The sequence below is a fragment of the Burkholderia pyrrocinia genome, from assembly GCF_022809715.1.
Taxonomy (GTDB): Bacteria; Pseudomonadota; Gammaproteobacteria; order Burkholderiales; family Burkholderiaceae; genus Burkholderia; species Burkholderia pyrrocinia_C.
Genome location: NZ_CP094461.1, coordinates 899,428 through 916,295, shown reverse-complemented (window position 1 = coordinate 916,295; position 16,868 = coordinate 899,428). Strand labels below are relative to the sequence as shown.

The 16,868-nt window shown below is 64.9% G+C and carries 20 protein-coding genes; 11 read left to right on the top strand and 9 right to left on the bottom strand.

Going from position 1 to position 16,868, the window contains the following annotated elements; genetic code table 11:
- The first annotated feature begins 117 nt into the window (after nucleotides 1-117).
- Nucleotides 118-888 carry a DNA-binding transcriptional repressor DeoR gene (gene deoR / locus MRS60_RS34340; RefSeq protein ID WP_034184585.1) on the top strand — a complete coding sequence of 257 codons (771 nt, stop codon included), beginning with the start codon at nucleotides 118-120 and terminating at the stop codon, nucleotides 886-888.
- Between the two features lie 22 nt (nucleotides 889-910).
- Here deoR and MRS60_RS34335 read toward each other — a convergent pair whose 3' ends face one another.
- Genes MRS60_RS34335 through rbsK form a run of 3 tightly spaced genes read right to left on the bottom strand, consistent with a single transcriptional unit; the run spans nucleotide 911 to nucleotide 4,307 of the window.
- Entirely contained in the window at nucleotides 911-1,963 is a 1,053-nt protein-coding gene (locus MRS60_RS34335) for an aldose 1-epimerase family protein (RefSeq protein WP_243567029.1), read from the bottom strand.
- A gap of 2 nt (nucleotides 1,964-1,965) precedes the next feature.
- Nucleotides 1,966-3,339, bottom strand: a complete 1,374-nt coding sequence (fucP, locus tag MRS60_RS34330) for an L-fucose:H+ symporter permease (RefSeq protein WP_034184583.1) — start codon at nucleotides 3,337-3,339, stop codon at nucleotides 1,966-1,968.
- A gap of 41 nt (nucleotides 3,340-3,380) precedes the next feature.
- A complete protein-coding gene (gene rbsK / locus MRS60_RS34325; RefSeq protein WP_243567027.1) occupies nucleotides 3,381-4,307 on the bottom strand; it encodes a ribokinase in 927 nt (308 codons plus the stop codon).
- Between the two features lie 286 nt (nucleotides 4,308-4,593).
- Here rbsK and MRS60_RS34320 point away from each other — a divergent pair, with 286 nt between their 5' ends.
- The 5 genes from MRS60_RS34320 to MRS60_RS34300 all read left to right on the top strand — a co-directional run bounded on the left by MRS60_RS34320 (nucleotide 4,594) and on the right by MRS60_RS34300 (nucleotide 7,672).
- Nucleotides 4,594-4,734, top strand: coding sequence for a hypothetical protein (locus MRS60_RS34320; protein ID WP_243567026.1), 141 nt, complete (start codon nucleotides 4,594-4,596; stop codon nucleotides 4,732-4,734).
- Complete coding sequence (locus tag MRS60_RS34315; RefSeq protein ID WP_034184581.1) at nucleotides 4,731-5,537, top strand: transporter substrate-binding domain-containing protein; 807 nt, start codon at nucleotides 4,731-4,733, stop codon at nucleotides 5,535-5,537. Before MRS60_RS34320 ends, MRS60_RS34315 begins: the two co-directional genes overlap by 4 nt.
- Nucleotides 5,538-5,602: 65 nt before the next feature.
- On the top strand, nucleotides 5,603-6,289 hold the full coding sequence (locus tag MRS60_RS34310; RefSeq protein WP_034184580.1) for an amino acid ABC transporter permease: 687 nt from the start codon (nucleotides 5,603-5,605) through the stop codon (nucleotides 6,287-6,289).
- Entirely contained in the window at nucleotides 6,286-6,936 is a 651-nt protein-coding gene (locus MRS60_RS34305; protein WP_034184579.1) for an amino acid ABC transporter permease, read from the top strand. The genes MRS60_RS34310 and MRS60_RS34305 overlap by 4 nt, the downstream gene beginning before the upstream one ends.
- On the top strand, nucleotides 6,923-7,672 hold the full coding sequence (locus MRS60_RS34300) for an amino acid ABC transporter ATP-binding protein (protein ID WP_034184578.1): 750 nt from the start codon (nucleotides 6,923-6,925) through the stop codon (nucleotides 7,670-7,672). The genes MRS60_RS34305 and MRS60_RS34300 overlap by 14 nt, the downstream gene beginning before the upstream one ends.
- A gap of 137 nt (nucleotides 7,673-7,809) precedes the next feature.
- On the opposite strand, the gene MRS60_RS34295 is transcribed toward MRS60_RS34300, so the two are convergent.
- The 3 genes from MRS60_RS34295 to MRS60_RS34285 form a co-directional block, all read right to left on the bottom strand.
- Nucleotides 7,810-8,304 carry a hypothetical protein gene (locus tag MRS60_RS34295; RefSeq protein ID WP_243567024.1) on the bottom strand — a complete coding sequence of 165 codons (495 nt, stop codon included), beginning with the start codon at nucleotides 8,302-8,304 and terminating at the stop codon, nucleotides 7,810-7,812.
- A 63-nt stretch (nucleotides 8,305-8,367) separates the two neighbouring features.
- Nucleotides 8,368-9,228: a PhzF family phenazine biosynthesis protein gene (locus MRS60_RS34290; protein WP_243567442.1), complete on the bottom strand. Its 861-nt coding sequence runs from the start codon at nucleotides 9,226-9,228 to the stop codon at nucleotides 8,368-8,370.
- Between the two features lie 124 nt (nucleotides 9,229-9,352).
- The gene (locus MRS60_RS34285; RefSeq protein WP_034184576.1) at nucleotides 9,353-10,171 is read right to left on the bottom strand and encodes a TrmB family transcriptional regulator; all 819 of its coding nucleotides are present in this window, start codon (nucleotides 10,169-10,171) and stop codon (nucleotides 9,353-9,355) included.
- A 139-nt stretch (nucleotides 10,172-10,310) separates the two neighbouring features.
- On the opposite strand from MRS60_RS34285, the gene MRS60_RS34280 reads away from it, so the two are divergent.
- Nucleotides 10,311-10,676 (top strand): RidA family protein, encoded by a 366-nt coding sequence (locus tag MRS60_RS34280; protein ID WP_034184681.1) that lies wholly within the window; start codon nucleotides 10,311-10,313, stop codon nucleotides 10,674-10,676.
- Nucleotides 10,673-11,878: an MFS transporter gene (locus MRS60_RS34275; protein ID WP_175748036.1), complete on the top strand. Its 1,206-nt coding sequence runs from the start codon at nucleotides 10,673-10,675 to the stop codon at nucleotides 11,876-11,878. Before MRS60_RS34280 ends, MRS60_RS34275 begins: the two co-directional genes overlap by 4 nt.
- Nucleotides 11,879-11,922: 44 nt before the next feature.
- On the opposite strand, the gene MRS60_RS34270 is transcribed toward MRS60_RS34275, so the two are convergent.
- Nucleotides 11,923-12,081 carry a hypothetical protein gene (locus tag MRS60_RS34270; protein WP_161785078.1) on the bottom strand — a complete coding sequence of 53 codons (159 nt, stop codon included), beginning with the start codon at nucleotides 12,079-12,081 and terminating at the stop codon, nucleotides 11,923-11,925.
- An 82-nt stretch (nucleotides 12,082-12,163) separates the two neighbouring features.
- Here MRS60_RS34270 and MRS60_RS34265 point away from each other — a divergent pair, with 82 nt between their 5' ends.
- Nucleotides 12,164-12,853 (top strand): NUDIX hydrolase, encoded by a 690-nt coding sequence (locus tag MRS60_RS34265; protein ID WP_152604005.1) that lies wholly within the window; start codon nucleotides 12,164-12,166, stop codon nucleotides 12,851-12,853.
- A 37-nt stretch (nucleotides 12,854-12,890) separates the two neighbouring features.
- Nucleotides 12,891-13,133, top strand: coding sequence for a hypothetical protein (locus MRS60_RS34260; protein WP_034184572.1), 243 nt, complete (start codon nucleotides 12,891-12,893; stop codon nucleotides 13,131-13,133).
- 95 nt (nucleotides 13,134-13,228) lie between these two features.
- Here the strand turns inward: MRS60_RS34260 and MRS60_RS34255 are convergent, their stop codons facing one another.
- Together MRS60_RS34255 and MRS60_RS34250 are read right to left on the bottom strand one after the other, a co-directional pair.
- Nucleotides 13,229-14,557 (bottom strand): MFS transporter, encoded by a 1,329-nt coding sequence (locus MRS60_RS34255; RefSeq protein ID WP_034184571.1) that lies wholly within the window; start codon nucleotides 14,555-14,557, stop codon nucleotides 13,229-13,231.
- A gap of 65 nt (nucleotides 14,558-14,622) precedes the next feature.
- The gene (locus MRS60_RS34250) at nucleotides 14,623-15,759 is read right to left on the bottom strand and encodes an iron-containing alcohol dehydrogenase (RefSeq protein WP_034184570.1); all 1,137 of its coding nucleotides are present in this window, start codon (nucleotides 15,757-15,759) and stop codon (nucleotides 14,623-14,625) included.
- A 134-nt stretch (nucleotides 15,760-15,893) separates the two neighbouring features.
- Here MRS60_RS34250 and MRS60_RS34245 point away from each other — a divergent pair, with 134 nt between their 5' ends.
- The gene (locus MRS60_RS34245) at nucleotides 15,894-16,823 is read left to right on the top strand and encodes a LysR family transcriptional regulator (protein ID WP_243567023.1); all 930 of its coding nucleotides are present in this window, start codon (nucleotides 15,894-15,896) and stop codon (nucleotides 16,821-16,823) included.
- Nucleotides 16,824-16,868: the final 45 nt, after the last annotated feature.

Below are 16,868 nucleotides of genomic sequence, written 5' to 3'. Positions count from 1 at the left end.
AAAGGCACACGGAAAGTTGATGTTTTCACATCGGTTTGTTACAAATACGACATTCCGGCCAGGCCCGCGCGCCCGGCACGACGAGCGACGAGTGCGAATGGCAGGCAGGATACAGGCATGGAAACGAAGAAGGGTGAACGGATCAAGACGCTGATGAACGTGCTGCAAGGGCAGAACGCGATTCATCTGAGGGAAGTCGCCGAGCTGTTCGGCGTGTCCGAGATGACGATCCGCCGCGATCTCGCGGACAACCCGCACGGCCTGAGCCTGATCGGCGGCTACGTGACGCGCCATTTCGCCGCGCAGCGCAGCGACATCGGCGAGTACCTGATCAGCGCCGAGAACAACCGGCAGACCGAGGAAAAGCGCCGCATCGGCAAGCTGGCCGCGCAGTTCGTGACGACCGGCGACACGATCTTCGTCGACTGCGGCTCGACCACGCCGTTCATCGTCGACTTCATTCCGGACGACCTCGAATTCACGGCCGTCTGCAATTCGCTGAACGTGTTCGCGAAGCTGCAGCAAAAGCCGCATTGCAGCGTGATCCTGTGCGGCGGCGCGTATCACCGCAAGAACATGGTGTTCGAGTCGGTCGCCGAAACCGGCATCCTCGACACGGTGCGCGTGTCGAAGGCGTTCATCTCCGCGGCCGGCGTGAGCGACCGCTGCGGCGTCACGTGCTTCAACTTCCACGAAGTCGACGCGAAGAAGAAGGTGATGGCGCGCGCGCAGAACCGCTTCCTGATCGTCGACCACACGAAGTTCGACGAAGTGCGCGCGGCCTATTTCGCCGAACTGACCGACTTCAACTACGTGATCTCCGACGGGCAACTGGGCAGCCGCTACGAAACGGCGATCCGCGAGCACGGGATCGCGCTCGTGACCTGACGCAACGCGGCCGCGCATCGCTTCACGCATCGCGTGCTTCCGCCGCGCTCAGGTAGCCGGTCACCACGTCGAAGCGGCGCGTCGCGCCCGGCGCGAGTGCCGCGACATGGCCTTTGCGGCGTTCCGCTTCATACCCCTCCGGCTCGCAGGTCGACGGCAGCGCGAACGCGGCGACCTGCTGGTCCGCGTTGTGCAGGATCCAGCGCGTCGCATGCGGGAACTGTTCGGGGCGGTACGCGGTGTGGAATGCGGCGCCGTCCGGATGCGCGAGCAGGAAATGCGCGACGCCGTCTGCATCCGTTTCCGCACCGTCGATGAGAAACACGATCTCGGGGTCGTACAGCGCGGGCGTATCGAGTGTCGTGAGCCGTTCCGGTTCGCGTGCGAGCGTGGCCGTATAGTCGCGCCACGCGGCGGTCGGCTTCACGTGTGCGGGCACGCTTTCGCGCAATCGCAATCCGCCGCGCGGCAGCGATTGCACAAAACGGCCGCCCGGCACGTACGCATAGTTCAGGTGCGCCATGTACATCAGGTCCATCGGCGTGCCGCCGAGATTCGTCACGTCCATCGTGATCGTCATCTGCGCGTCGTGTTCCGCGAGCCGTACCGACGGACGTGCGACGTAGTGACTGCCGAAACCCTGCACGTATTCGTATTCGCCGGTCACTTCGACCGTTGCGCCGTGCGCATCCGTGCCGACGATCAGGCTTGCGCGATCCATCGGCGCGCACGGCATCTCGCCGTGCAGCGCGTGCGTGTCGTCCGGGCCCGGGCAGCCGTTGCGCAGCAGCCCGCTGTGGAACATGAAGCAGCCGTAGGTATCGATGATCGACGCCGCGCGCTTCGGCTGCCGGAACATGTGCTTCATCGTCAGGTCGCGGCCGTCGAACGCGGCGGCCCAGATCATCTGGCCGAGATACGGCAGCACGACGACGTGGCCGCGGCGGTTCTCGAGCTTCAGCGCCTCGACGCCGGACGGATACGCGAACGCGGTGACGGTGATGCCGTCGGTGCGGTACAGCGTGCGCGGCATGTCGCGGAAGTCGTCGCGCCGCAGTTCGATCTCGCCTCGCATGGTTACGCTCCCGACGTGGTGCGCGTCGCCGCGTAGCGCGCGGCCGTTTTGCCGTCGGCCGCCGCGTCGGGCGTCGCGGCCGGCAGGTGGCGCAGGCAGTAGAAGCCGTAGTAGACGATCACGACGAAGCATGCGAGCGGCACGGCGAACGCGAGCTGCATGTTGCCGCCGGTATGGTCGGAAATCAGCCCCTGGATCAGCGGCACGACCGCGCCGCCGACGATGCTCATCACGAGGATCGAGCCGCCGTATTCGGTGTCCTTGCCGAGGCCGTCGATCGTGAGGCCGTAGATCGTCGGCCAGCACGGGCCGAGGAACACGCTTACGCATACCGCTGCATAGACGGCCGTGATGTTATGCACGCTGATCGTGTACGCGAGCAGCGCGATGCACAGGATGCCGTAGACGATCAGCACCTTGGCCGGGCCGACGCGCTTCATCACGAGCGTCGCGACCAGCTTGCCGACGAAGAACGCGAAGAATGTCGCGAGCAGGTAGCGCGAGGCGCCGCGCTCGGTCAGGCCGCCGATCTGCATCGCGAGCCGGATCGTGAAGCTCCACACGCCGACCTGCGCGCCGACGTACAGGAACTGCGCGACGATGCCCGCGACGAAGCGCCGGTTGCCGAACAGGCGCGCGAGCGTGCCGCGCGCGTCGATCCGGTGCGTGGCCGCGCTCGGCCCGTTGCCCTTGCAGGCCGGGTAGGGCGTGAGCGCAAACACGATGAACACCGCGACGAGCACGACGATCAGCCATTTGTACGGCTCGAGCGTGGCCTGGATCATCGCGAGCTGGTGCACGTGCGCATCGGCCGCCGACATCGCCGCGAGCTGCGCATGCGACGCGTCGCCTTCCTTGAAGATCAGGAAGCTGCCCATGTACACGCCGGCCATCGCGCCGAACGGGTAGAACGTCTGCGAGATGTTCAGCCGCCGCGTGCTGGTGTCGCGCGGGCCCATCAGCGTCGAATACGAGTTCGACGCCGTTTCGAGGAACGACAGGCCCGCGGCGATCACGAACAGCGCGACGAGGAACATCCCGTACTTCGCCATCGACGCAGCCGGGAAGAACAGCAGGCAGCCGGTCGTATAGAGCAGCAGGCCGACGAGGATCGTCGTCTTGTAGCTGAACTTCTTCACGACGGTCGCGGCGGGGATCGCGAGGAAGAAGTAGCCGAGATAGAAGGCGGACTGCACGAACGCCGATTCGAAGTCGGACAGGAAGAACGATTTCTTGAACTGCGCGATCAGCACGTCGTTCAGGTTCGCGGCGGTGCCCCACAGCGCGAACAGGCAGCACAGCAGCGTGAATGCGAACAGCGGTGTGCGGGTCAGGTAATAGCCGTCGGGTGTGTGTTCGATTCTGGCTCGGCTCACGGGTGTCTCCTTCCCAATTGTCTCGTCGATGAAGGCGCCGGTCAGAGGCCGGCGTCGCGGAGGAAGCGTTCGAACGTCGCGGCGTCGGCGTACGACTTCTGCGTGCCGAGGCCGGTGACCGAATGCGCGGCGTACGCGGATGCGTGGCGCATCGCGTCGATCGCGTCGTGCGACGCGGCATAGCAGCGCGCGAAGCAGCCGATATACGCGTCGCCGGCGCCCGTCGTATCGCGCGCGTCGACCGGTACGCCGGGCACGTGCTGTACACCGTCGCGCGACACGAGCAGCGAGCCCTTGTCGCCGAGCGTGACGAGCACGTGCTTCAGGCCGCGCGCGACCAGCGCTTCGGCGGCGCGCGCCGCGGTGTCGCGCGAATCGACCGGCATGCCCGACACGATCGCGAGTTCGGTTTCGTTCGGCACGAAGAATTCGACGGAGCGGATCCGCTCGAAATCGAGGTCGGCTACCGCAGGCGCGGGGTTCAGCAGCACGGGGATGCCGTGCCGCGCGCCGAACGCGATCGCGTGATAGACGGTGTCGAGCTCGATCTCGAGCTGCAGCACGATCAGCGCGCATTCGGCGAGCATCGGCGCGGCCGCGTCGATGTCGGCTGGCTTCAGGTGGCGGTTCGCGCCCTTGACGATCAGGATGCTGTTGCTCGAATCGGGTTCGACGAAGATCGGCGCGACGCCGCTCGGCACGCCGGCGACCTTGCGCACGTGCGTGGTGTCGATCCCTTCGCGCTCGAAGTTGCGGATCGTGTTGTCGGCGAACACGTCGTCGCCGACCTTCGTCACCATCACGACGCGCGCGCCGAGACGTGCGGCCGCGACCGCCTGGTTCGCACCCTTGCCGCCGCAGCCGAGCTCGAAGTTCGGTGCTTCGAGCGTTTCGCCCCGGGCGGGCATGCGCGCGACATAGGTCACGAGGTCGACCATGTTGCTGCCGATGACGGCGATTGTCTCCATCTGCGTCTCTTCCTTGGTATGGGGTGCGCCGCATGCGCGGTCCGCGGCGGCTTGCTACGAGTGATAATAAAATCACATTAAATGTGAAAATGCAATCTTCTGATGTTAGTCGTGTCACTATTTGGGATGAGGGCGTACGGTGGTTTTGCTGACGGGAGCCGGCCTGTCCTTCCGCGACCGCCGGCCGATTCGTCTGGTCAGACTGGTCGGATGGTTTGGTGCATGGACGCGCGCCGCGAACGGGCAACCGCGGCGTCCGGCATCGATTCATGCACCGAAATGAGGAATGCATTTCGGCATGCTCGGCGGCTATTGCCGACAATTGAAGGGTGAAGCGGGGGTGGCCCGGTTTTTGCTGAAGTGGGCATGGCCGCGCAACGGTTGCGCGCTGCCCGACGACAGACGAGACAAGGAAGACTCACCGTGAATTCGATCACCCGACCGTTCCCCCGACGCGCATGGCTGGCTGCGCTGATCGCCGCGCCCGTGATGGCGCTGTTTGCCGCCGCGCCCGCGCGCGCCGACGCGCTCGACACCATTGCGAAAAGCGGCGCGCTGCGCGTCGCGGTGCCGGAGGACTATCCGCCGTTCGGCTCGGTGGGTACGGACATGCAACCGCAGGGCTATGACATCGACATGGCCGAACTGCTTGCGAAATCGCTCGGCGTGAAGCTGAAGCTGGTGCCCGTGAACAGCGCGAACCGGATTCCGTATCTGACGACCAACAAGGTCGACATGGTGATCTCGTCGCTCGGCAAGACGCCGGAGCGCGAGAAGGTCGTCGACTTCTCGACCGCGTACGCACCGTATTTCCAGGGCGTGTTCGGGCCGGCCGACGTGAAGGTGAGCACGCCCGCCGACCTGAATGGCAAGACGGTCGGCGCCACACGCGGCGCACTCGAGGAGATCGCACTGTCGCAGCTCGCACCGAACGCGACGATCAAGCGCTTCGAGGACAACAACGCGACGATCCAGGCGTTCCTGTCCGGGCAGGTGCAGTTGATCGCGGCCGGCAACATCGTCGCAGCGGCGATTCTCGCGAAGAATCCGCCGCGCCGGCCCGAGGTCAAGTTCGTGATCAAGAATTCGCCGTGTTTCGTCGGCGTGAACAAGAACGAAGCACGCCTGCTCGCGAAGATCGACGACGCGATCGCGCATGCGAAGCAGGACGGCACGCTGAGCGCGATGTCGAAGAAGTGGCTCGGCCAGCCGTTGCCTGCCGGCCTGTGAGCGAGCGCCGCCGTGCCTGCGATGGCGCGGCGATCGTCGTCTGAACCCGATTCTTCCCATCTGTCATGAGCTATCAGCTTCGATTCGGCGAGCTCGCCGAATACGCCGGCATGTTCGCGAGCGGCGCGGCGACTACGTTCGCGCTGACCGCCGTCGCGACCGTGCTCGGTGTTTCGATCGGCGTGCTCGGCGCGGCCGCGTACAGCGCCGATGCGCGCGCGGCCGTGCGGCTGCGCCCGTTGGTCGGCGCGTACGTCGAGGCGATTCGCAATACGCCGTTCGTCGTGCAGCTATTCTTCATCTTCTTCGGATTGCCCGCGCTTGGCGTGCACATCGACGAATATACGGCCGCGATTCTCGCGATGACGCTGAATCTCGGCGCGTACTCGGTCGAGATCGTGCGCGCGGGTGTCGCCGCGGTGCCGAAGGGGCATCTCGAGGCGGCCGCCGCGCTTGCGATGTCGCGCGCGCAGATGCTGCGCCACGTCGTGTTGCCGCAGGCGCTCGCGAAGGTGTTTCCGGCGCTCGCGAGCCAGATCGTCATCACGATGCTCGGCTCGGCCGTCGTGTCGCAGATCTCGGTGGCCGATCTCACCTATGCGGCGAGCTATATCCAGTCGCGCAATTTCCGCTCGTTCGAAACGTATTTCGTGATCGCGCTCGCGTATCTGGCGATGGCGCTGCTGCTGCGCGCCGCGCTTGGCTCGATGGGGCGCCGCCTGTTCTCCCGCCGTGTGCGAGGTGCGCGATGATCGATTTCACGTTCGGGCAGATTCTGGCAAACCTGCTGCTCGCCGCACGCTGGACGGTCGTGCTGTCGATCGTGTCGTTTCTGTCCGGTGGTCTCGTCGGCCTCGGGTTGCTCGTGATGCGCGTATCGAACTCGCGCGTGCTGCGCAGTTGCGCGAAGCTGTATATCGAGGTGTTCCAGGGAACCCCGTTGCTGATGCAGCTGTTCGTCGTGTTCTTCGGCCTGCCGCTCATCGGTCTCGATGTGTCGCCGTGGATTGCGGCCACGGCCGGCCTCACGTTCTTCACGAGTGCGTATCTCGCGGAAATCTGGCGCGGCTGCGTCGAGGCGGTGCCGAAAGGGCAGTGGGAGGCATCGGCAAGCCTCGCGATGAGCTACGTCGAGCAGTTGCGTCACGTGATCCTGCCGCAGGCCGCGCGCATCGCGATCGCGCCGACGGTCGGGTTCGGCGTGCAGGCCGTGAAGGACACGGCGCTGGTGTCGATCATCGGCTTCACCGAGCTGACCAAGGTCGGCGTCGCGATCTCGAACGCGACGTTCCGCCCGTTCGTCGTGTACGGGCTCGTCGCACTCATCTATTTCGCACTCTGTTATCCGCTTACCCGTTACGCGCGCACGTTGCAAAGGAGATGGAATGCCGCTCGTTGAAACCCGTGGTCTCGAAAAGAATTTCGGTACCCATCATGTGCTCAAGGGCATCGATTTCTCCGTCGAACGCGGGCAAGTCGTGTCGATCATCGGCCGCAGCGGCTCGGGCAAGAGTACGCTGCTGCGCACGCTCAACGGGCTCGAGAGCATCGACGCGGGCACGATCGCGATCGACGGCGAACGCGTCGACGCGCGACACGCGGACTTGCGTGCACTGCGGCTCAAGGTCGGGATGGTATTCCAGCAATACAACCTGTTTCCGCATCTGAGCGCCGGGCAAAACGTGATGCTCGCGCAGTCGGTCGTGAAGAAGTCGCATCGCCAGCAAGCGCGCGCGATCGCGGAGCTGATGCTCGAGCGGGTCGGCCTCGGCGACAAATTCGACGCGTTTCCGGAACAGCTGTCGGGCGGTCAGCAGCAGCGCGTCGCGATTGCGCGCGCGCTCGCGATGAAGCCGAGCGTGCTGCTGTGCGACGAAATCACGTCGGCGCTCGATCCGGAACTGGTCGGCGAGGTGCTGGGTGTCGTCGAGCAGCTCGCGCGCGACGACATGACGTTGATCATGGTCACGCACGAGATGAACTTCGCGCGCGCGGTGAGCGACAAGGTGGTGTTCATGCATCAGGGCAGGGTCTGGGAGAGCGGGACGCCGGAGGAGATCTTCGCGCGACCGGGGACGGTGGAGTTGAAGCGGTTCCTTGGAGGGCTTCAGAAGACGGAAGAGTTCGCGAGCTGACGGCGGTCCGCTCCGATCCGCGGATGTTCGTGATGGCGCTTGATCTGCTCAGGACCGCGGTGGCGTGTTGCTCGCGTCGCACGTGAGTTCGCTCGGCGCGGCCGTCACGCCGAGCGCGATCGAGCGCCTGTTCGCGTTCATGGCGCCGCAGGCGTGGTGGTCGCTGCTGCGAGGATCCCGAGATCGGCGTCGAGAAAAATTCGCCCGGCGCGCTGCAAGTCCGGATCGGACGCGAACGTATCGGGCAGCCGGTGCGACTTCGTCGCGAGTACGAGGTCGTGTGCAACGGACACATGCGATGCGTGCGCATGCAACCACGGCTCGGTGCAGCGTTCGTTCGTGACCTGCACGAGCCAGTGCGCGCTGCGCGCTTCGTTGTCCGCATAGTCCGGCAGCGTCGTCGCGTAGACGAAATCGTGCGCCCATACGGCGAGCTCGATGGCTGGCCATAGCGGTTCCGTGCGATACGGCGCGAGGTGTGCGAACAATTCCGCCAGGTGCGCGAGCGTGTGGTAGAAACGCTGCGGCTCGCTGTATGCACGCTCGACGAGCGGCCAGACAGCGGCCGTGCCGAAGCAGGCGTCGCAGGATGCGCGCAGCGTGCGCGCGAGGTCGGAGGTGAGCGTGTTCATGTCGACGATCGTTTCGGGCAAGCGCTGCGCGCAGCATAACAAGCGCGGCGGCGCGTGCCGTTTCTACACGTTGACGGTACCGCGCCCGAGTTCGATCACGCGCCCCCCGACACCGATTTCGCCGTTTGCGCCGACCGACAACCGCAGCCGGCAAGGCCGGCCGACGGTATCACCCTGCTCGACCTGAAAGGCCGCAGGCAGATTGTGTTTGGCGGCAAGCAGCCAGCCACCGAGGTTTGCGCAAGCCGATCCGGTGCCCGGGTCTTCCGAAATGCCGCCGCCTTGTTTCACGAAGAAATAGCGGGAGACCACTTTCCCAGGGCGCTCGGCGTCGAACGCGAACACGTAGGCGGTCTTGCGGCCGAGGCTGCTTTTCGGCCAGATGTCGAGGCACGCGCTGTCGGGCATCGCGCGGCGCACGGCGTCGGTGTCCTTGAGTGCGACCAGCAGTTGATCGGCGCCTGTATCGACCCAGATCGGGGGCGCGAGCAAGTCGTCTTTCGTCAGCCCGAGCAGTGCCGCCGTTTGGGCATCGGGCAACTCACACGCTGCCGTCTTCGGCACGCCGACGTGCGGCGCGATGAACGTCCACACGTCGTCGTGCGCATTGACGTTGACAACCCCGGCCTTGAACTCAAGCGCGAGGTCATCGCCTGCTTCGAACAGGTCGCGCACGACATGCGCGGTGCCGAGCGTCGGATGGCCCGCGAAGGCCATTTCATACCCCGGCGTGAAGATGCGGACCCGCGCATGCGCGCGGTCCGACGGCAACACGAAGGTCGTTTCGGACAGGTTGAACTGCACGGCGAGTGCCTGCATGGTCGCGTCGTCCATGCCTCGCGCATCTTCGAATACGCAAAGCGGGTTGCCGCCGAACGTGGCTTCGGCGAATACATTCAGCAGGCGGAAGGCATACGTGGTCATTTGGATCTCGCGTGGAGGCGGCAATCACCGTATCTGGGCAGCATGGATGCGGACTGTACGCGTCGGCGAGCAGCACATCGTGCGCTTCGTTCAATGCGTCGGCAGCCACGCGGCGTTGCGTCGCTCAGCCCTGTTTGTCGAGTGGCGCAAGCATCGCCTGCATGTCGGGATGCTTCAGGACTTTCCTGTACTCCGCCGGACTCAATGCGTCGATCAATACGCGGCCGCTCACGTCCGCCTTGATGTACTCGACCGCGAGCAGCGCAATGACCGGATTGGTCGTCAGCGTCGCCTGATCGGGTGAATGATCGCCGAACTCTGCCGCTACTGCCTCGGTGTTGTCCGCCACCGCGACGGCGAGCCGGCGTCCGGAAAGCCTGAGCCTCGCGCTGGCGCCGCATTTGGCCATATCGTAGTGGCGCGGCCCGTTGAGCGTGCGATTGCCGTAAATCGCCACGTGCGTATCGACGCCCCGCGCCGCGGCGGCCTCAAGCAGCGGCCCCAGGTCGTCGATTTCCTCGTCCCAGACGCCCGCGACTATCTGCGTCTTCGCATTGACGATGACGCGCGCGAAGGCACTGGCGATCGCTTCCCGTCCGCTCAACGACCAGACCAGCCCCGGCTCCTGCTGCACCGGAAGCCGATCGAGCGCGCCCGCAGCGAGTTCAAGATCCGCATTGAAGCGCGTGCGCAATTCTTCGAGCAACGAGCGGTGAGGCACGGCCGCATAGCGGACGGGTTCGGACCGATTGACGAGCACCGCCCCGCGCGCTTCCAGGCGCGTCAAGGTTTCGTAGATCTTGGAGGGCGGCATGCCGGCGCGCCGGCCGACTTCCGCGCCCGTCAGCGCGGCTTGACCGACGAGTGCCGCGTAGGCCTGCGCCTCGTATTGGGTAAATCCAAGCCGGATCAACGACGTGATCAGCTCCGTGTTTTCGCTCATGTGTATTGGCTCCGGCTCCCACTCTTGCGACGATCTTCATGGGATTCCTTGATTAACTACCGGAGTAGTATACAATCGCCGCAACTTACTACCCAAGTAGTAGGTGATATTCCTGAACCTTATCGGAGGGATCTTCAAGATGCGTCAACGGATCAGCACCGGCTCCCCGTGGGAGCCTAAGGTTGGCTACTCGCGTGCAGTGGTCGTCGACAACACCATCTACATTTCGGGAACGGCGGGCAAAGGAGCAGACGTTTACGCGCAGACACGCGACGCGCTGGCGACGATCGAACGCGTGCTGGCAGACAGCGGGTTCTCGTTGTCGGACGTCGTCCAGAGCCGCCTGGTGGTCGCCGACTTCGACGATTGGGAGGCCGCGGCGCGCGCGCATGGAGAGATCTACGGCGATATCCGGCCGGCGTTTTCGCTGGTGCATGCGCTTCCGTTTGTCGATCCGGAGATCCTGGTCGAAGTCGAGGCGATTGCGGTCAGGACCGGAGCATGACCGTCGCGGGCGAACGCGTGCCGCTGTCGCGTGCTGCGACCGCGGCGCTTGCGCTGGCGGCGGGCGTGGCGATCGCTAACGGCTATGCGTTGCAGCCGTCGCTTTCCGTCATCGCGAGCGGGTTCGGCGTACCCGCGTCGCGCATGGCGGCTCTCGCCTCCGTGACGATGCTCGGTTATCTGGTCGGCCTGGCGTTGCTGGTTCCGTTGGTTGACCGGTTCAGTCCGCGCACGCTCATTCCGGCGCAAATGGGCGCGCTCGCGTTGTTGCTTGCGTGCGCGTCGTGGTCGTCCGGGCCGCTCGCACTCGACGCCGGCTTCTTTCTAGTGGGGGCGGCCACGACGGTCGCCGCGCAATGCAGCGCCGTCGCCGGGAAACATGCGGATCGGCACCGGCGCGGCGGGGCCATGGGCGCCGTGTCCGCGGGGATTTCCGCCGGTATCTTGCTGAGCCGCTTCGTGGGCGGCGTGTTGTCGCAATGGTGCGGGTGGCGCGGAGCATTGCTCGCGCTGGCCGGATGCGTTGCGCTGGCTGCGATCGGCAGCGGTGTGCTGTTGCCTGGCGGCCGACCGGAAGGGCGTCCCGGCCATGCGGCCACGATCGGTGCCATTCCGCACTTGTTGCGCGCCAGCGTCCAGCTGAGGCGCCGTACCTGCGCCGGCATGCTGTGGTTCTTCGCATTCAATCTGGTGTGGGTCGGGCTCGCGCTTCGCCTGGCCGAGCCACCCTACAGCATGGGTGCCTCGGCGATCGGTGCGTACAGTCTCGCGGGTGTGCTCGGTCTTGGCGTGACGCGCGTTGCCGGAAAATTCACCGATCGATTCGGCGATCGCGCCGTGATCCGTTGCGGGCTCGTCGTGGCGGCCCTGTCGGCCTTGCTGCTGGGCGTTGCGCTCGGTCGTCCCGGATGGCTGGGTGTCGGGCTGGCCCTGTTCGATGCCGGCTGTTTCGCTGCACAGGTTGCGAACCAGTCGCGTGTCGTCGCGATTCAGCCGGCTCGGGCCGGCGCATTGAGTGCCGCGTATCTGACGCTCTACTACGCGGCCGGCGCCGCCGGTGCCGTGGCGGCGGGGGGGCTCAACGAACGGGTCGGGTGGGGCGCGATGATGATCGTCGCGGCGGCGGCAATCGTGGCGGCCGGGTGGGTAGGCACCGCATCCGCGAGGATCGATATGCCAGGAGAGCCGACTTCCGCCGGTTGAGTGCGGATCGGGCCTGCTCTCGCGATCGAACGAAATTTCATTTTTCATGCATGATCGGGGTTCTCCGATTCGTCAATGGCGATCCGCTCCCGGCGTTCAAATTTCCGCAACACCGGCGGATATTTTTTGCGCCGGAGCAGGCAGTCGCGCTTGAGCGTGCGCCATTTGCGATCGCAGGCGAACCTCGATTCACCCGGTTCCACGACAACGACGCCGTGCCCATGCATCACATGTCGGGTTCAGTGTCGCTCAGCGCGTGCAAATTGAAGCATGCAGGAGGAAGACATGGAATCCGACAGAAGGGTCTTGCATACCGACGGCGGGCTTGCAAACACACACACGAATACCGGCTCGCCGCAAGCCGTCCTTGCAACGATCGTACGCGGCGTGGAAGGCTTCCGGATCCCTGCCGAAACGGATTGGCTCGCGGCGAAGCAATATCTGACCGACAACGATCGACAGTGGAAATTCTCGGCGGTCCTGGTGGCGATCGTCGCGCGGCGCGAGCCGACGATCCTGCTGACCAAGCGTTCGTCGGGACTCAGCGAATACTCGTCGCATGTGAGTTTCCCGGGCGGACGTCCGGCGGATTCCGACGGCAGCATCGGCGCAACCGCGCTGCGCGAAGCGTTCGAGGAAATCCGCCTCGAGCCCGGCGCGATTCGGGTGGTCGGGTGCTTGCCGATTCATAAAACCAGAAAGCGCAATCACGCGATCTTTCCCGTGATCGGCATCGTGCCGGAATCGGCCGAATGGGAGGCGGCACCGGCCGAGGTCGAGGAGATCTTCGAGTTTCCGTTCTCCACGCTGCTGAATCCGGATCTGCCGCGGCAATACACCGACGGCGAACGCGCGGGCGCCTGGTACTGGGCGGATCAGACGCAGGACATCTGGGGCGTGACCGCGCTCATCCTGAAGTCGCTGGCAAGTTTGGTTCTCGATGCTGCGCGCGGCGAGCGTGTGCGCAGCGATTAGCTTCACCCACCGGACGGGCGTCCGGCAGAGGTCACGCATGCAGATTGCAGAAACGTCCGGCGACGAAGGATTCGAAGTCCCTCGTCGCTATCTTGCTGCCGTCGCGATTCTGGTCGGCGTATTCATGTCCGCGCTGGACAGTGCGATCGTCAATATCGCGCTGCCGACCATCGCGACCGACCTGCGCGAGTGCGCGGCGTCGATGGCCTGGGCGACCGTGGCGCGCGCGTATTCGCCGACCACGTCGTCGAGGTCGGAGGGGTTGACGTTGATGCCGTAGTCGTTGCTGGCGAGCCATTCGCCGGCATGTAGCTGGAATAGCGATTCATGGTTTGCTCCGTAGCCACGGCGCCCGGAATGGGCGCCGCGCGAGGTTCAGTCGTCCAGTTCCTTGCCGCTGCGGTCGCGCGTCAGGCCGACGGCGATGAGCGACACCAGGCCGCAGCCCATCAGGAACATGCCCACGGGCACATAGCTGCCGCCGTAGTGCGCCACCAGCGCCGTGGCGATCAGCGGCATGGGGCCGCCCACCAGGGCCGCGCCGATCTGGTAGCCCAGCGACATGCCGGTGTAGCGGACCGAGGCGGGGAACGCTTCGGCCAGCAGCGTGCCGATCATGGCGCCGTAGGTCGACCAGATCAGCGTGAAGCCCACCGCGATGGCCAGCATGGCGGCCGGCAGCGAGCGCTGGTTCAGTAGCCAGAAGTAAGGCATGACCCAGATCATGAAAGCGATGGTGCCGCCCACGAACACCTTCTTGCGGCCGATGCGGTCGGACAGGCGTCCGAAGTACAGCATGGAGGGGAAGGCGAGCAACGCGCAGACCAGCACGATGTTCAGCACCTGCGACTGCTGGAAGCCCAGGTTCATCATGTACGCGATCGAGAAGGTGGCGTACAGGAAGAAGGTCGAGGTCTCGATGACCTTGGTGCCCACGGCGATCAGCACTTCGCGCCAGTGATGCTTCAGCGTTTCGGCCAGGGGCACTTTCGTGGCCGCCTCCGAAGCCAGAATTTTCTTGAACGACGGCGTTTCGTCGACGCGGTTGCGCAGCCACATGCCCAGTACGACCAGCGCAACGGAGGCGACGAAGGGGATGCGCCAGCCGTAGGACAGGAACGCCTGCGGCGACATGGACGAGTTCAACGCGGAGGTAATGATGTTGCCCAGTGCCAATCCCAGCACGGCCCCTGTTTGCGGCACCGCGCCATACAGGCCCCGGTGTTCGCGCGGTGAGTACTCCACGGCCAGCAGCACGCCTCCGCCCCATTCGCCGCCCAGCGCCAGGCCCTGCATCAGGCGCAGGAGGATCAGCAGAATCGGCGCCCATACGCCAAGCTGCGCGTAGGTTGGGAGCAGGCCCATCAGCACCGTCGAGACGCCCATCAGCGACAGAGTGATCACCAGCGTTTTCTTGCGGCCGATGCGGTCGCCGATGTGCGAAAAGATGATGCCGCCCAGCGGGCGGATCAGGAAGGCCAGCGCGAACGAGGCCAGCGCCAGCAGCTGACTGGTGAGCGCGTCCGTAGCGGGAAAGAACAGTTTGGCGAACACGATGGACGACATCGTGCCGTACAGAAAGTAGTCATACCACTCGATGGTGCTGCCCACCACGCTTCCGAACAGCGCGCGGTGCCGTTCTGAATCCGTGATCAGCCGTTCCTTGGGTATGTGGCCGGAATGCACTGCGTCGAGGTTGCTCATCGTCTCCTCCGATTTTGTTTATCGCTTGTGGATGTTGTTTTGTGCGAGGCGCTCGTCGCGGCCGCCTACATGGATTCGGCCAGCAGGCGCGCGTAGTCTTCGGTGCTGGCTTCGCGGGGGTTGGTCCGGTGGCTGTGGTCGGCCAGCGCGCCCCGCACGATGCGCGGGAACAGGTTTTCGTCGACTCCCAGCGCGCGTAGCCCTGCAGGCAGCCCCAACGCCAGGGACTTCAAGCGCAGGGCCTCTTCGATCTGGTCGGCGCCGGCCAGATCCATGGCCTGGGCCAATCGCGCCATCTTGTCGCCGGCTACGACCGTCGGCGCGGCGCGGTTGTAGCGCACCACCGCCGGCAGGAAGATGGAGTTGAGCGTGCCGTGGTGCAGGCGCGGGTCGATCCCGCCCAGCGAGTGGCTCAGGCTGTGCACGCAGCCCAGACCTTTCTGGAAGGCCAGCGCGCCCTGCAGCGAGGCGCTCATCATGTTCGTCCGCGCTTCGGCGTTGCGGGGTTCTCGGGCGGCCGTCTCGATGTGACGCCAGGCGCGGCGCAGCCCATCCAGCGCGATGCCTTCGGCGGGCGGATTGAACGAGGGGGCGAGGAAGGTCTCGATACAGTGGGCGATGGCGTCCATGCCGGTGGCCGCCGTCAGTCCCGGCGGCAGGCCGAAGGTCAGCTCGGGATCGCAGATGGCGGCCTTGGGCACCACATGGGGCGACAGCACACCGACCTTGCGGCCGTCATCGAGGATGAGGATGGCGCCTCGGCCCACCTCGCTACCCGTGCCGGCGGTGGTCGGTACGGCGATCAGCGGGGCGGTGGCCGGGGTGATGTTCTGCAGGCCGCCTTCGATCACGGCAAAGCGGCGCAGCGGGCCTTCGTGGCGCGCGCAGACGGCGACACCCTTGGCCAGATCGATGGATGAGCCGCCGCCCACGGCGATGATGCCGTCACAGTCGCCGGCGGCGAAGGCCGCTACCCCTGCGCGCACGGCCGCCTCGGTGGGATTGGACGGTGTGCCGTCATAGATGGCGGCCTCGGCGCGCGCCAAGGCCTGGAGCGCGATATCGACAATTCCGCTGGCACGTACGCCCTTGTCAGTCACGATGAGCGGCCGGCGGATCCCGACCCGCTCGCATTCGTCCGCGAGAGTCCTGATGGCGCCCAAGGAGAACTGAATTTGAGTTATATAAGAAATCAGCGACATACTGCTCCCGTGAATAGTGTGTCCATCGCTAAAAACATTGCGAAAATTGAGTGATTCAGCTCGGATCGTACGGATGGAATGGGGTATGGGATACTGACAAAAATCCATGGCGATATAACTTTTAGGCAATACGGATGATTCCGTCACTGAACTCGATCATGTCCCGGCTGCATTCCAGGCAGTTGCGCTTGCTGATTGCGCTTGAAGAGCAGGGATCGCTGTTAGGCGCTGCCGATAAGGTTGGCCTGACCCAACCTGGCGCAAGCAAGGCGCTGAAGGAACTGGAAGCCACGTTCGGCGCGGAGCTGTTCACTCGCACCAACCGCGGGTTGGTGCCGACCGTTGCAGGGCGCAGCGCCGCACGATGCGCGCGTCTCATTCAGGCCGATCTGGAACACCTGCGCTTTGAACTCAACGCCATCGAGCGTGGGGTGGGTGGGCGCCTGCTGGTGGGAGCCATCATGGGTGCCGTGCCAGTTCTGATGGACGCCGTGTCGGAATTGATCGCGGTTCAGCCGGAGATGTCTGTAGAGGTCGTCGAGGACACCAGCGAGTCGCTGCTTGCACTGGTCAACAGTGGCCGCCTGGATGCCGCACTTTGCCGTAGCTCCGTCAGCAGCACGCCGCAGCTCTATCAGTCTTTGTATGTGAAGGATGAGTCGTTGGCCGTGATTGCCAACGTGTCCCATCCGCGCCTGGGCGGCGAACCCTTGACGTTGGCCGACTTGGCCGAAAGCAGGTGGGTGGTGTACCGCGCGAACATGCCGATGAGGCGGCTGCTCGAGCGAGAATTCCATGAAGCAGGCCTACCGTTTCCGGTCCATCTGATAGAGACCACTTCGGTGTTGGCCACGTTGTCGCTCCTGCATCGCAATGCCGCCTTTGTCGCCCTGGTATCGGTGGACGTGGCCAACTACTGTATGAGCCATAACATGGTGGGTGTCTTGCCATTGACACTGTACTCACGCAGCGAACCCTATGAACTGGTGTTCCGCGAAGGCGCACCGAAGACACCCGCTATCGAGTCGCTGGTGAGAGTGCTTTGCCCGGACGCAGCGGATTGAATCGTGCGTGCGACAGAGGCCAACTCGCCGCGATGGGTGCGTTGA